The following is a 13,740-nucleotide window of genomic DNA, read 5'->3' as shown; positions in this document are numbered from 1 at the left end:
CGACAAAGGCGGGATTGTAGCGTAAAAGCGAGGGGGGGTTGGGGACTCAAGGCGCCCCCAACAGGCTAGATCAGAGAATCGGTAATGCCTTCACGGGCTTCCCAAGCGGCCCGTACCGGCGCAAAGGAACGCCGATGGATGGGGGTGGGCCCGAGGCGGGCCAGGGCTTGCAGATGTACCGGCGTCGGGTAGCCCTTGTGCCCGCCAATACCGTACCCCGGATAAATCAGCTCGAACGCGCTCATCTCGCGATCGCGGGTCACTTTGGCCAGGATCGACGCTGCAGCGATGGCCGGCACTTGGCTATCGCCCTTGATGACCGGAGCAGCCGGCACCGACAGTTTGGGGCAGCGGTTACCGTCGATCAGAGCGAGCTTGGGAGTAACGCTCAGGCCTTCGACCGCACGCTGCATGGCCAGCATGGTCGCTTGCAGAATATTGAGGCGGTCGATTTCCTCCACTTCGGCGCGGGCAATGCAAAAACTCAGGGCTTTCGCACAGATCTCGTCGAACAGCGCTTCGCGCTTGGCTTCGGTGAGTTTTTTCGAATCGTTGAGGCCGAGGATCGGCCGCGCCGGGTCAAGAATCACCGCGGCTGTGACAACGGCGCCGCACAGCGGGCCGCGCCCGACTTCGTCGACGCCGGCAACCAGGTCCTCGACCAGGTTGAAATCCAGTCCTATCTGCATGTCAGCGGTCCTTGAGCAAAGCCAGCACCGCGTCGGCCGCCTGGTTGGAGGCGTCGCGGCGCAGGGTGCGGTGAATCTCGTCGAAGCGCTCGGTCTGCTGCCTGCCATCGGCCACCAGGGGGGCCAGGGTTTGCGCCAGGGCCTCGCTGGTGGCGGCATCCTGCAGCAACTCTGGCACCAACTCGCGCTGGGCGAGCAAGTTGGGCAAAGACACATAGGGGCTTTTCACCAGACGCTTGAGAATCCAGTAGGTCAATGGCGCGAGGCGATAAGCAACGACCATGGGCCGTTTGTACAGCATGGCCTCCAGGGTGGCGGTACCCGAGGCGATCAGCACCGCATCACAGGCAGCGAGAGCCTGATGCGACTGGCCATCGAGCAGCGTCAAAGGCAAATCGCGACCTTCCAGCATCTGTTCGAGCTGTGCGCGCCGCGCGCCATTGGCGCACGGCAATACAAACTGCACGCCGGGTATCAGCTCGCGCAGGCGCTGCGCCGCATCCAGGAACAACGCCCCCAGGCGCCCGACTTCCCCGCCACGGCTACCAGGCATCAGGGCAACCACCGGCCCTGCATCGAGCCCCAGCGCCCCGCGTGCAGCCTGCCGATCCGCAGCCAACGGTATGGTATCGGCCAAGGGATGGCCGACGAACCTTACCGGCACCCCCTGCTCTTCATAGAAGCGTGCTTCGAAGGGCAGCAGCGTCAGCATCAGATCGCAACCTTCACGAATCTTCAGCACGCGCTTCTGCCGCCATGCCCAGACCGAAGGGCTGACGTAATGCACGGTCTTGATACCGGCCTGGCGCAGCTTCAATTCGATATTGAGGGTGAAATCAGGTGCATCGATGCCAATGAACACATCCGGCTTTTCAGCGATGAGGGTCTGGATCAGTGCCTTGCGCCGCTTGAGCAGCTCGCGCAGGCGCCCCAGCACCTCGACCAGGCCCATGACCGCCAGACGCTCCATCGGGAAATACGACTGCATGCCTTCGGCTTCCATCAGCGGACCGCCAACGCCGATGAAACGCACCTGGGGATGACGCGCCTTCAAGGCGCGCATCAGACCGGAACCCAGAATATCGCCGCTGGCCTCACCCGCGACCAAGGCTACGCAAAGTTGCGCCATGTCAGCGGGTAATGCCGCGAGCAGAGTTCACGATCGACTGACGGAACAAGTCGACCTCTGGGTGTTTGCCTGCCAGCTCATCCAGCTCCTTGACCGCTTCTTCAACGGTCAGGCCCTGGCGGTAGACGATCTTGTAGGAACGACGCAGGGCATGGATGACCTCGTCGCTGAAACCGCGGCGGCGCATGCCTTCGAAGTTCATGCTGCGGGCTTCGGCGGGGCTGCCGAATACCGTGACGTATGCCGGAACGTCTTTGCCGATCGCCGTGCCCATGCCGGAGAAGGCATGCGCGCCGATGTGGCAGTACTGGTGCACCAGGGTGAACCCGGAGAGGATCGCCCAGTCACCCACATGCACATGCCCGGCCAACGCAGTGTTGTTGACCAGGATGCAATGGTTTCCGATCACACTGTCATGGCCGATGTGGGCGTAGGCCATGATCAGGTTGTGGTCACCCAGCGTGGTTTCAGCGCGATCCTGAACCGTGCCACGGTGAATGGTCACACCCTCGCGAATCACGTTGTGATCACCGATCACCAGACGCGTCGGTTCACCTTTGTACTTCAGGTCCGGGGTGTCTTCGCCGATCGAGGAAAACTGGTAGATGCGATTGTGCTTGCCGATCCGGGTCGGACCTTTGAGCACCACGTGAGGACCAATGACGGTACCCTCCCCGATTTCAACATCAGGGCCAACGATCGACCACGGGCCGACCTCGACGCCATCGGCCAGTTTGGCCGACGGATCGATGATCGCCCGTGGATCAATCGAATTCATAGCTCACGTTCCGCACAGGTGATCTCAGCCGAGCACACTGGCTTGCCATCGACCAGAGCCCGGCACTCGAACTTCCAGATGGTCTTCTTACGGCCGATGAACTTGGCCTCAAGCACCAACTGGTCGCCCGGCAGGACGGGCTGACGGAAACGCAGCTTGTCGGAACCAACGAAGTAATAGAGCGTGCCGTCGGCCGGCTTGGCATCGAGCATCTTGAAACCGAGAATGCCTGCAGCCTGTGCCATGGCTTCGATGATCAGCACGCCTGGCATTACCGGGTGCTCCGGGAAATGCCCGTTGAAGAACGGCTCATTGATGCTGACATTCTTGTAGGCACGAATGCTCTGGGCCTCGAAGTCCAGATCCGTTACACGATCCACCAACAGGAACGGGTAACGGTGAGGCAGGTATTCGCGAATCTCGTTGATGTCCATCATTTCGGGGGGAAGCCTGTAATAAGAATAGGGAGCGCAGGTGCTGACCACACGCTCCTTTTGCAATCCAAAGAGGAGCCAGCTAGCGACTGTTCACTCTTGCTCAGGAAATGGTATCAGCCTTCTGATGTCGGCTGGCCACCTGAGGTCACGGTATCGACACGTTTTTCCAGCTGCTGGAGACGTTTGGACATGTCATCCAGTTGGCGGATACGCGCAGCGCTCTTGCGCCAGTCAGCCAGTGGCTGCATGGCAGTACCGGAAGAATAGGCACCCGGTTCGGTGATCGAACGAGTGACCATGGTCATCCCGGAAACGAATACGTTGTCGCACACATCGATGTGCCCCACCATGCCGACGCCGCCAGCGATGGTGCAGTGCTTGCCAATGCGCGTGCTGCCGGAAATCCCGACGCAGGCAGCCATGGCCGTGTGCTCACCGATCTGCACGTTGTGGGCGATCTGGATCTGGTTGTCGAGCTTGACGCCGTCAGCGATCCGCGTGTCGGACAATGCGCCCCTGTCCACCGCGGTGTTCACGCCGATTTCGACGTCATCACCCAGGGTGACACCGCCGATCTGGGCAATCTTGCGCCATACGCCCTTCTCGTTGGCAAACCCGAAGCCCTCACCACCGATCACCGCACCAGACTGGATGACCACGCGCTTGCCAATGGTCACGTCGTGATACAGCGTGACGCGAGGTGCCAACCAGCCACCCTCACCGACCACACAACGGGCACCGATCACGCAATGCGCACCGATACTGACGTTCGCGCCAATGCGTGCGCCGCTCTCGATGACCACGAACGGCCCGATGCTGGCACTGGCATCCACCTGTGCATCCTCGGCGACCACGGCGCTGGGATGAATTCCCGCTACAGCCTTGGGTTTGGGATCGAACAGGTGGGAAATGCGCGCGTAGGCCAGGTACGGGTCCGCCACGATCAGCGCATTGCCGGCGAAGCCTTCGGCATCTGCAGCCTGCAGCAATACCGCTGCTGCCTGACAGTTATCCAGGTACTTGCGGTACTGCTTGTTGGCGAGAAAGCTCAACTGACCGGGGCCGGCCTCCTGCAAGGTGGCCAGCCCGGTGATCTGTAGCGCCTCGGAGCCTTTGAGAGTGGCCCCGAGGGCCTCGGCCAACTGGCCGAGCGTCATGGTCACGGTCATATCAACGGGCTTGGTTCATGCGCTCGATGACTTGGCGGGTGATGTCGTACTGAGGCTTGACATCAATGACCGCGCCACGCTCGAGGACCAGGTCGTAACCGCCTTTCTTGATCACTTCTTCGACAGCACCGTCGAGCTTGGGCTTGAGCTGCTTGAGCATGTCGCGGTCAGCGACCGCTTTGGCTTCATTCAGCTCCTTGGACTGGAACTGGAAGTCACGTGCCTTTTGCTTGAACTCAAGCTCCAGGCGCTCGCGCTCTGGCTGGGCCAACTTGTCGCCGCCCTTGATCAAGCGGTCCTGAATGCCTTTGGCACTGCTTTCCAGGGTCTTGAGCTTGGTCAGCTGCGGGCCGAACTTCTTCTCGGCATCCACCGCGTACTTCTTGGCGGCATCGGATTCAAGCAACGCCATCTGATAGTTCAGCACGGCAACCTTCATTTCGGCGAAAGCCGGGGTGGCGACCAGCGCCGCGGCCAGTATGGCCAGTTGAGTCAACTTACGCACGATGCACTCCTGGATAAACCGTTGTCGTTAAGCAAGGGCCGACCTTAGAAGGTCTGGCCCAGAGAGAATTGGAACACCTGGGTGTCGGCATCGTCCGGCTTCTTGACCGGCATCGCCAGGCTGAAGCTCAACGGGCCCAATGCGGTGATCCAGGTCACACCCAAACCAACGGAGCTGGCCATGTCCGAGAAACCGACCTTGGCGCAGTCAGGTTTGGAACCGCAATTGGTGTCGAACACGTTACCCACATCCCAGAACACGGAGGTGCGCAGCGAGCGCTGGTCCTTCACGAACGGCAGCGGGAACAGCAGCTCTACGCCACCCTGCACCAGGACGTTGCCACCGAACGGCAGCGGGTCTTGATCCGGGTCAAGCTCAGTGCCTGGCCTATTATCTGGACCTCTACTGGGCGTACTACGTGGACCCAGGCTGCTGTCCTTGAAACCGCGAACGGAGTTGAAGCCACCCGCATAGTAGTTCTCGTAGAACGGCAGGCCCGAAGTGCCACCGAAACCATCACCATAGCCCAATTCGGTGTGCAGACGCAGGGTGTACTCGTTGTTGATCGGCTTGAACAGCTGGCCGCGGTAATCAAGCTTGTAGAACGACAGATCACTGCCTGGAATGGTCGATTCCAGGGTCAGGCTCTGGGAGTGACCACGGGTCGCCAGCACGCCTTTGTTCAGGGTCGACTCGGACCAGCCGATTGACGCCTTGAAGTTCAGGAAGTTATCACCCTCTTCATCGAGGAAGTCGAAGATCTCGTCAACGGTATAGCGACCGGTCTTGATCTTGTCCTGCTGCACGCTGAGGCCGTAGGTCAGGCGCGAGGTTTCGCTGATCGGGTAGCCCAGGCTCACACCGGCACCCAGGCTGTCGACCGCATAGCTGGCCACGTCAACGTCGAGGTCGTCGTAGTCGGTGCTGCGATAGAACGCGTTGTAACCCAGGCTCACGCCGTCAGCAGTGAAGTAGGGATCAACGAAACCGAAGTTGTAGCGGGTCTGGTATTCCGAACGGGTCAAACCGATGGAAACTTTGTTACCCGTACCGAGGAAGTTGGTCTGGCTGATCGAACCGCCCAGGATCAGGCCGGCGCTCTGGGCGAAGCCCACGCTGGCAGTGATCGAGCCGGACGCCTGCTCTTCGACGCTGTAGTTGACGTCGACCTGATCGTCGGTACCCGGCACTGGCGGGGTCTCGACGTTGACTTCCTTGAAGAAGCCCAGGCGCTCCAGACGGGTCTTGGACTGGTCGATCAGGTAGGTCGAAGCCCAGCCGCCTTCCATCTGGCGCATTTCGCGGCGCAGCACTTCGTCTTCGGTCTTGGTGTTGCCGCGGTAGTTGATGCGGTTGACGTAGGCACGCTTGCCCGGGTCGACCACGAACATGATGTCGACGGTGTGGTCTTCGTCATTGGGCTGTGGCACGCCGTTGACGTTGGCGAACGTGTAGCCTTCGTTACCCAGGCGGCGGGTGATCAGCTCGGACGTGGTGGTCATCACCTTGCGCGAGAACACCTGGCCCGGCTGCACCAGCAGCAGCGACTTGACCTGATCTTCCGGCACCTTCAGATCACCCGACAGCTTCACGTCACGAACGGTGTACTTCTCGCCTTCGTTGACGTTGACGGTGATATAGACGTGCTTCTTGTCCGGGGTGATCGACACCTGGGTGGAAGCGATGTCCATGTTGATGTAGCCGCGGTCCAGGTAGTAGGAACGCAGGCGCTCCAGGTCACCGGAAAGCTTTTCGCGGGCGTACTTGTCGTCGTTCTTGAAGAACGACAGCCAGTTGGTGGTCTTGAGTTCGAACAGCTGCGACAGCTCGTCATCGTCGAACACGGTGTTGCCAACGACGTTGATGTGCTGGATGGCAGCGACGGTGCCTTCGTTGATCTTGATCTTCAGGGCAACCCGGTTGCGCGGCTGCGGCACCACCTCGGCGTCGACCTCGGCCGAGTAGCGGCCCTGGGCCACGTACTGGCGCTGCAGCTCGTTACGCACACCTTCGAGGGTGGCACGCTGGAAAATCTCGCCTTCGGCCAGGCCCGACTGTTTCAGGCCCTTCATCAGGTCTTCGGTGCTGATCGCCTTGTTGCCTTCGATCTCGATGCTCGACACCGACGGGCGCTCGACCACGTTGATGATCAGGACATCGCCGTCGCGGTTCAGCTGAATGTCCTGGAAGAAGCCGGTCTTGAACAGCGACCGGGTCGACTCCACCAGGCGCCGGTCATCGGCCTGATCGCCCACGTTCAGGGGCAAGGCACCGAAAACGCTGCCGGCGGATACCCGCTGCAGGCCGTTGACACGAATATCGGAGATGGTGAAGGACTCGGCGTGAACTTCAGCGATCATCAATGCGGAGAGGACCGCAGTTAGCAGCAGACGTTTCATGAAGTCCTTTTATTCCAACTGGCAATAAACAACCTGCCGCAATTGGCGGCAGGTTTGCAATGCGAAGCTTTTATAGTCGACCCAGATCGTTGATCAGGGCGAGCAACATCACCCCTATGACCAAACTGATACCGATCTGGACCCCCCAACCTTGAACCCGATCCGACAATGGACGACCGCGCGCCCACTCGACCAGGTAAAACAGCAAATGCCCCCCATCCAGCACTGGAATGGGCAGCAGGTTAAGAACCCCCAGGCTAATGCTCAGGTAGGCGAGGAAATTCAAGAAATCCCCCACGCCGGACTGGGCTGAAGCGCCCGCCACTTTAGCAATGGTTATCGGTCCGCTCAAGTTTTTTACCGAGAGCTCACCGAACAGCATTTTCTTCAGGGATTCGAGGGTCAGGACGCTCATGTTCCACGTCCGGGAAAGGCCCTCGCCTACCGCGTCCAGCGGACCGTAGCTGACCTCACGAAGCATGCCGGCTGGCCATTCGCCGCCTTTCACCCCGGCGCCCAGGTACCCTGCGGCAGCAGCGCCCTCACCTTTTCGAGCCAAGGTTACCGGCACATCCAGCGCCGCACCGTCGCGCTCGACACGCACCACGACCTTGGCTTCAGGGCGGGCGCGTACGCTATCGACAACCTGCTGCCAGTCACTCAAGGCCACCCCATCGAGACTCAGCAGCCTGTCGCCGGGTTTCAGGCCGGCAGCTGCCGCTGGACCTTTTGGATCGATCTCGGCCAGCACCGGCGCCACGACCGGCCGCCAAGGCCGCAGCCCGAGCGACTGAATCGGGTCAGGCTCGTCTGCACCCTTGAGCCAGCTATCGAGCTTGACCTGCAACTGACGCTCGGCGCTGGCGCCCTCATCGCGTACGCCAACCTGCAATGTTCCGCTTTCGCCCAGGCGACGTACCAGCTGCAGGTTGACGGCCGACCAGCCACTGGTCGCCTTGCCATCGATGGAAACAATTTCCTGGCCGGCAACCAGGCCAGCCGATGCAGCCAGGCTACCAGGCTCTACCGCACCGATGACCGGGCGGATCTGCTGGGTACCGAGCATCGCCAGCAACCAGAAGAAAACGATGGCCAGCAGGAAGTTGGCAATGGGGCCTGCGGCGACGATGGCGATGCGCTGGCGAACCGATTTGCGATTGAAGGACTGGTCGGCCAGCGCTGGCGGCACTTCGCCTTCACGCTCGTCGAGCATCTTGACGTAACCGCCCAAAGGAATGGCCGCCACCACGAACTCGGTACCGTGGCGGTCATGCCAGCGCAACAGCCCGGGGCCGAAGCCCACGGAAAAGCGCAGCACCTTGACCCCGCAACGCCGAGCCACCCAGAAGTGGCCGAATTCGTGGAAAGTGACCAGTACACCCAAGGCCACCAGGGTGCCGATAATCATGTACAGCGCAGTCATGTCTTTCTCCGAATGACGTTCAGCGGAACGACTTTTCGCACATCCTCTGGGCCGGGCAGCATCAGCGGCCGTGGCGCCTCAACCACTCGCGGGACAACTCTCGGGCGCGCTGATCGGCAGCAAACACCGCCTCCAGCGAAGGCACAGGCACCACGGGTTCCTGGGCCAGCACCTGTTCGATCATACTCGCGATCTCCGGGAAGCGGATACGCCGCTCAAGAAATGCATCCACGGCAACTTCGTTGGCCGCATTGAGCACCGCTGGCGCGCTATTGCCCGCCTCCGCAGCCTGCCGTGCCAGGCGCAGGCAGGGAAAGCGCAGCTCGTCGGGAGCCTGGAAATCAAGGCGAGCGATGGCGAACAGGTCCAGCGGGGCCACACCAGAATCGATGCGCTCTGGCCAGGCCAGGGCATTGGCAATGGGCGTGCGCATGTCCGGGTTACCCAGCTGGGCCAGCACCGAACCGTCTACGTAGTCCACCAGGGAATGGATCACGCTCTGCGGGTGCACCACCACTTCGACCTTGCTTGGCGCCGCATCGAACAACCAGCAGGCCTCGATAAGCTCCAGGCCCTTGTTCATCATGCTCGCCGAGTCCACGGAAATCTTGCGCCCCATGGACCAGTTCGGGTGGGCACACGCCTGCTCTGGCGTGACATCGGCCAGGTCGGCCAGAGGGGTCTGGCGAAACGGCCCGCCCGAGGCAGTCAGTAGGATTCGGCGCACCCCCACCTGGCTCAGACCCCGGTCATAGTCACCCGGCAGGCACTGGAAGATGGCATTGTGCTCGCTGTCGATCGGCAGCAGCACTGCACCACTGCGCCGCACAGCTTCCATGAACAGCGCGCCGGACATCACCAGCGCCTCTTTGTTGGCCAACAGCACCTTCTTGCCCGCCTCGACCGCGGCCAGCGTCGGGCGCAGGCCCGCAGCGCCGACGATGGCGGCCATCACCGCATCCACTTCGGGGGCGGCAGCGACCTCGCACAGGCCCGCCTCCCCTTCCAGCACCTCGGTGGCGCAGCCCGCAGCTGCCAGGCCTTCGCGCAAGCGCACAGCGGCTTCGCCGTTCGGCACCACGGCATAGGCCGGGCGATGCCGCACGCACAGGGCCAGCAGTTGATCGATGCGCGAATAGCCGCTCAATGCAAATACCTGGTAGCGCTCGGGATGGCGGGCGATCACATCCAGGGTACTGAGGCCGATGGAGCCGGTGGCGCCCAGCACGGTAATACGCTGTAGCGCTGTCACATCACACCCCATTCGGCAGCCCACAGCAACACTGCGAACAACGGGATGGCTGCAGTCAGGCTGTCGATGCGGTCAAGCACCCCGCCATGGCCGGGCAGCAGGTTGCTGCTGTCCTTGATACCCGCGCGGCGCTTGAACATGCTCTCGGTCAGGTCACCAATCACCGATGCCATGACCACCAGCGCAGCCCCCAGGAGCCCCAGCAGAATCTGGCCGACACCCCAATCGCGAGTTAGGCCGACCGCTAGCGTAATCACCAGGCTGACCGCCAGGCCGCCATAGACGCCTTCCCAGCTTTTGCCCGGGCTGACTTGCGCGGCCAGCTTGCGCTTGCCGAAAGCACGGCCCGAGAAGTAAGCGCCGATATCGGCCGCCCACACCAGCACCATGACCGAGAGAATAAGCCAGTTACCCAGCGGCCAATGCTTGAGCAACACCAGCCCTTGCCAGGCAGGTAGCAGGATCAGCAGACCGATCAGCAGACGACAGGCAGCACTGACCCACAGCTCACTGCTTCGCGGATAGGTCAGTACCAACCAGGTGGCCATGCCCCACCAGATGACCGACGCACCCAGCACCCAGGGCGCCAGGTCAGGCATCAGGTAGAGCAGCATCAGCGCACCAGCGACGACAGCGGCATAGGCAATGCGTAGCGGCTGGGCCATCAACCCGGCCAGGCGCGCCCATTCCCAGGCCGCCAGGGTCACCACGAAGCCGATGAACAGAGCGAAATCCCCGCCGTTGAGCAGGAAGAAACCACCCAGCGCGACCGGCAGCAGGATCAGCGCGGTAATGATGCGTTGTTTAAGCATTAAGCACGAGCTCCAGCCTCGACCTGCTCGCTGGTCTTACCGAAGCGGCGCTGGCGCGAAGCGAAATCGGCCAGGGCATTGCGCATGGCCTCGTGTTTGAAGTCCGGCCAGTACAGGTCGGAGAAATACAGTTCGGCGTAAGCCAACTGCCACAGCAGGAAGTTGCTGATGCGGTGCTCGCCACCCGTACGGATGCACAGGTCCGGCAACGGCAAGTCGCCCGTCGCTAGGCAGGTTTGCAAAAGCCCGGGCGTAATGTCATCCGGACGCAAATGGCCAGCCTGAACCTCACGCGCCAGCCGCTGGGCGGCCTGGGCGATATCCCACTGCCCGCCGTAGTTGGCGGCGATCTGCAGGATGAAACGGTTATTGCCGGCGGTCTGCGCCTCGGCCTCGCGCATGGCGGCCTGCAGCTCTGGATGGAACCGCGAACGGTCGCCGATGATGCGCAGGCTGATATTGTTCTCGTTCAGGCGTTTGGCCTCGCGGCGCAGCGCCGAGAAGAACAGCTCCATCAACGCCCCTACTTCCTCGGCAGGGCGCTGCCAGTTCTCACTGGAGAAGGCGAACAGCGTCAGCACCTCGACACCGGACTTGGCGCAGACCTCGATAACCGCACGTACGGCATCGACGCCGGCCTTGTGCCCGGCTACGCCGGGCAACAGGCGCTTCTTCGCCCAGCGATTATTGCCATCCATGATGATCGCGACGTGTCGCGGCACCGAAGACGGTGCCGCCAGCTTGGTCTTTTCCATTAAAAAACCTCGGCCTTAGACGGCCAACAGGTCCTTTTCCTTGGCTTTGAACGCAGCGTCGATTTCGGCGACGAACTTGTCGGTCAGCTTCTGGATCTCGTCAGCGGCACGACGCTCTTCGTCTTCGCTGATTTCCTTGTCCTTGGTCAGCTTCTTCAGGTCGGCCAGGGCATCACGACGCACGTTGCGCACCGCAACCTTGGCATCTTCGGCAACGGCGCTGGCCTGCTTGGTGTAACCCTTACGGGTTTCCTCGGTCAGGGCCGGCATCGGTACACGGATGGTGGTGCCGGCGCTGGACGGGTTCAGGCCAAGGTCGGAAGTCAGGATGGCCTTCTCGATGGCAGCGCTGAGGTTTTTGTCGTGGGCGACGATTTTCAGGGTGCGCGCATCTTCAACAGTGATTGCAGCGACCTGGTTCAGCGGCATTTCGCTGCCCCACGCCGTGACCTTGACGCTGTCCAGGATGCTTGGGTGGGCGCGACCGGTGCGGATGGACGCCAGGTGGCGGCCCAAAGCCTCGATAGACTTGCCCATGCGGTCCTGAGCGTCTTTCTTGATGTCGTTGATCATTTTTGAACTTCCTCGATCAGAGTTCCTTCCGCGCCGCCATGCACGATGTTCAGCAAGGCGCCGGGTTTGTTCATGTTGAAGACGCGCAGCGGCATCTTGTGGTCGCGGCAAAGGCAGATTGCCGTGAGATCCATTACACCCAGCTTGCGATCCAGCACTTCATCGTAGGTCAGATGATCGAACTTCTCGGCATGCGGGTCCTTGAATGGATCTGCAGTGTATACACCATCGACCTTGGTTGCCTTCAATACCACGTCGGCATCGATTTCGATGGCACGCAGGCACGCGGCGGAGTCGGTGGTGAAGAACGGGTTGCCAGTACCGGCAGCGAAGATTACGACTTCTTTGGCGTTCAGGTGGCGCATGGCTTTGCGGCGGTCATAGTGATCGGTCACACCCACCATGGAAATGGCCGACATGACGATAGCGGTAATGTTCGCCCGCTCCAGCGCGTCGCGCATGGCCAGGCCGTTCATTACCGTCGCCAGCATACCCATGTGGTCACCGGTAACACGGTCCATGCCGGCTGCACTGAGCGCCGCACCACGGAACAGGTTGCCACCGCCGATCACCAGGCCGACCTGGACACCGATGCCGACCAACTGGCCGACTTCCAGGGCCATGCGATCCAGGACCTTGGGGTCGATCCCGAACTCTTCCGAGCCCATCAGGGCCTCGCCGCTAAGTTTGAGTAGAATGCGTTTATAGCGAGCCTGATAACCACTGCCCTGCTGAGCCATTGCGAATCTCTCCTGCGGCGTTTGTAAAATTCTGGCGGACTGCTTGCGCTTGAGCCTGCCTGTAACTCTAACGTGACGCAGCGACTGCGTCAGCGAGCAACGGCCTTGAAAACCGCTCCCGCTTTGACAAAGAGGCTGCGCGCGTGAGCGGGCAGCCTCTTTGGGGCGACAGACGAGCCTGTCTTACTGCTTGGCGGCAGCTACCTGAGCGGCAACTTCAGCAGCGAAGTCGTCGACCGGCTTCTCGATGCCTTCGCCTACTTTGAAGTAGGTGAAGGAAACGATTTCAGCACCGGCCTTCTTGGCCAGCTCGCCGACTTTGACTTCCGGGTTCATGACGAAGGCTTGCTCTTTCAGCGAGGCTTCTGCCTTGAACTTGGTGATACGGCCGTTGATCATGTTCTCAACGATGTTTTCCGGCTTGCCGGCGATCTTGTCAGCGTTCAGCTGCAGGAAGACGTTCTTCTCGCGCTCGATGGCCTCGGCGGAGATTTCCGACGCATCCAGGAACTCTGGGTTCGAAGCTGCAACGTGCATGGCAATGTTCTTGGCCAGCTCGACGTCGCCGCCTTTGAGGACGACAACAGCCCCGATCTTGTTACCGTGCAGGTAAGCACCGACAACGTCACCCTCAACGCGCACCAGGCGACGGATGTTGACGTTCTCGCCGCACTTGGCGACCAGGGCTTCACGAGCGGCTTCGCGCGAGGCGATCAGCGGAGCGGCGTCGGTCAGCTTCTGGGCGAAAGCTTCTTCAAGGCTTTCAGCGACGAAGTTCTTGAAGTCATCTTGCAGGGCCAGGAAGTCGGTCTGCGAGTTGACTTCCAGCAGGACGGCGGATTTACCGTCGGTCTTGACGGCGATCGCGCCTTCAGCAGCGACGTTGCCAGCCTTTTTGGCGGCCTTGATGGCGCCCGAGGCACGCATGTCGTCAATGGCTTTTTCGATGTCGCCGCCGGCCTTTTCCAGGGCCTTTTTGCAATCCATCATGCCTTCGCCGGTACGCTCGCGCAGTTCTTTGACCAGCGCTGCAGTAATTGCTGCCATTTCAAAATCCTCTTGGAAAGTTTTTCAACCAT

The 13,740-nt window shown here is 61.2% G+C and carries 14 protein-coding genes; all 14 read right to left on the bottom strand.

The features are described from left to right. Nucleotides 1–65: 65 nt before the first annotated feature. Nucleotides 66–689: a ribonuclease HII gene (gene rnhB, locus JNA92_RS09405; protein ID WP_241804421.1), complete on the bottom strand. Its 624-nt coding sequence runs from the start codon at nt 687–689 to the stop codon at nt 66–68. 1 nt (nt 690) lies between these two features. Continuing rightward, entirely contained in the window at nt 691–1,818 is a 1,128-nt protein-coding gene (gene lpxB / locus JNA92_RS09400) for a lipid-A-disaccharide synthase (protein WP_241804420.1), read from the bottom strand. Between the two features lies 1 nt (nt 1,819). Then, complete coding sequence (gene lpxA / locus JNA92_RS09395; protein ID WP_241804419.1) at nt 1,820–2,596, bottom strand: acyl-ACP--UDP-N-acetylglucosamine O-acyltransferase; 777 nt, start codon at nt 2,594–2,596, stop codon at nt 1,820–1,822. Continuing rightward, on the bottom strand, nt 2,593–3,033 hold the full coding sequence (gene fabZ, locus JNA92_RS09390) for a 3-hydroxyacyl-ACP dehydratase FabZ (protein ID WP_012315891.1): 441 nt from the start codon (nt 3,031–3,033) through the stop codon (nt 2,593–2,595). The genes lpxA and fabZ overlap by 4 nt, the downstream gene beginning before the upstream one ends. 113 nt (nt 3,034–3,146) lie before the next feature. After that, nucleotides 3,147–4,202 (bottom strand): UDP-3-O-(3-hydroxymyristoyl)glucosamine N-acyltransferase, encoded by a 1,056-nt coding sequence (gene lpxD, locus JNA92_RS09385; protein ID WP_241804418.1) that lies wholly within the window; start codon nt 4,200–4,202, stop codon nt 3,147–3,149. 1 nt (nt 4,203) lies between these two features. Continuing rightward, on the bottom strand, nt 4,204–4,707 hold the full coding sequence (locus JNA92_RS09380; RefSeq protein WP_241804417.1) for an OmpH family outer membrane protein: 504 nt from the start codon (nt 4,705–4,707) through the stop codon (nt 4,204–4,206). Between the two features lie 44 nt (nt 4,708–4,751). Then, the gene (gene bamA / locus JNA92_RS09375; RefSeq protein ID WP_241804416.1) at nt 4,752–7,106 is read right to left on the bottom strand and encodes an outer membrane protein assembly factor BamA; all 2,355 of its coding nucleotides are present in this window, start codon (nt 7,104–7,106) and stop codon (nt 4,752–4,754) included. Between the two features lie 70 nt (nt 7,107–7,176). Further along, a complete protein-coding gene (gene rseP / locus JNA92_RS09370) occupies nt 7,177–8,529 on the bottom strand; it encodes an RIP metalloprotease RseP (protein ID WP_241804415.1) in 1,353 nt (450 codons plus the stop codon). A gap of 61 nt (nt 8,530–8,590) precedes the next feature. Beyond that, entirely contained in the window at nt 8,591–9,793 is a 1,203-nt protein-coding gene (gene ispC / locus JNA92_RS09365) for a 1-deoxy-D-xylulose-5-phosphate reductoisomerase (protein WP_277818082.1), read from the bottom strand. Further along, the gene (locus JNA92_RS09360; RefSeq protein WP_241804413.1) at nt 9,778–10,593 is read right to left on the bottom strand and encodes a phosphatidate cytidylyltransferase; all 816 of its coding nucleotides are present in this window, start codon (nt 10,591–10,593) and stop codon (nt 9,778–9,780) included. The genes ispC and JNA92_RS09360 overlap by 16 nt, the downstream gene beginning before the upstream one ends. Next, on the bottom strand, nt 10,593–11,348 hold the full coding sequence (gene uppS, locus JNA92_RS09355; RefSeq protein ID WP_241804412.1) for a polyprenyl diphosphate synthase: 756 nt from the start codon (nt 11,346–11,348) through the stop codon (nt 10,593–10,595). The genes JNA92_RS09360 and uppS overlap by 1 nt, the downstream gene beginning before the upstream one ends. A gap of 15 nt (nt 11,349–11,363) precedes the next feature. Beyond that, nucleotides 11,364–11,921 carry a ribosome recycling factor gene (gene frr / locus JNA92_RS09350; RefSeq protein WP_241804411.1) on the bottom strand — a complete coding sequence of 186 codons (558 nt, stop codon included), beginning with the start codon at nt 11,919–11,921 and terminating at the stop codon, nt 11,364–11,366. Next, a complete protein-coding gene (pyrH, locus tag JNA92_RS09345) occupies nt 11,918–12,661 on the bottom strand; it encodes a UMP kinase (protein WP_008094912.1) in 744 nt (247 codons plus the stop codon). The genes frr and pyrH overlap by 4 nt, the downstream gene beginning before the upstream one ends. A 183-nt stretch (nt 12,662–12,844) precedes the next feature. Then, entirely contained in the window at nt 12,845–13,708 is an 864-nt protein-coding gene (tsf, locus tag JNA92_RS09340; RefSeq protein WP_008094914.1) for a translation elongation factor Ts, read from the bottom strand. Nucleotides 13,709–13,740: the final 32 nt, after the last annotated feature.

Source organism: Pseudomonas putida, from assembly GCF_022627325.1.
GTDB lineage: Bacteria > Pseudomonadota > Gammaproteobacteria > Pseudomonadales > Pseudomonadaceae > Aquipseudomonas > Aquipseudomonas putida_X.
This window is presented reverse-complemented; position numbering and strand designations above follow the sequence as displayed.

Coding starts and splice junctions, on each gene's coding strand:
- lpxB (WP_241804420.1), bottom strand. CDS start 1,818: ATGGCGCAACTTTGCGTAGCCTTGGTCGCGGGTGAGGCCAGCGGCGAT.
- rseP (WP_241804415.1), bottom strand. CDS start 8,529: ATGACTGCGCTGTACATGATTATCGGCACCCTGGTGGCCTTGGGTGTA.
- bamA (WP_241804416.1), bottom strand. CDS start 7,106: ATGAAACGTCTGCTGCTAACTGCGGTCCTCTCCGCATTGATGATCGCT.
- rnhB (WP_241804421.1), bottom strand. CDS start 689: ATGCAGATAGGACTGGATTTCAACCTGGTCGAGGACCTGGTTGCCGGC.
- lpxD (WP_241804418.1), bottom strand. CDS start 4,202: ATGACCGTGACCATGACGCTCGGCCAGTTGGCCGAGGCCCTCGGGGCC.
- JNA92_RS09360 (WP_241804413.1), bottom strand. CDS start 10,593: ATGCTTAAACAACGCATCATTACCGCGCTGATCCTGCTGCCGGTCGCG.
- lpxA (WP_241804419.1), bottom strand. CDS start 2,596: ATGAATTCGATTGATCCACGGGCGATCATCGATCCGTCGGCCAAACTG.
- ispC (WP_277818082.1), bottom strand. CDS start 9,793: ATGGGGTGTGATGTGACAGCGCTACAGCGTATTACCGTGCTGGGCGCC.
- pyrH (WP_008094912.1), bottom strand. CDS start 12,661: ATGGCTCAGCAGGGCAGTGGTTATCAGGCTCGCTATAAACGCATTCTA.
- frr (WP_241804411.1), bottom strand. CDS start 11,921: ATGATCAACGACATCAAGAAAGACGCTCAGGACCGCATGGGCAAGTCT.
- tsf (WP_008094914.1), bottom strand. CDS start 13,708: ATGGCAGCAATTACTGCAGCGCTGGTCAAAGAACTGCGCGAGCGTACC.
- uppS (WP_241804412.1), bottom strand. CDS start 11,348: ATGGAAAAGACCAAGCTGGCGGCACCGTCTTCGGTGCCGCGACACGTC.
- fabZ (WP_012315891.1), bottom strand. CDS start 3,033: ATGATGGACATCAACGAGATTCGCGAATACCTGCCTCACCGTTACCCG.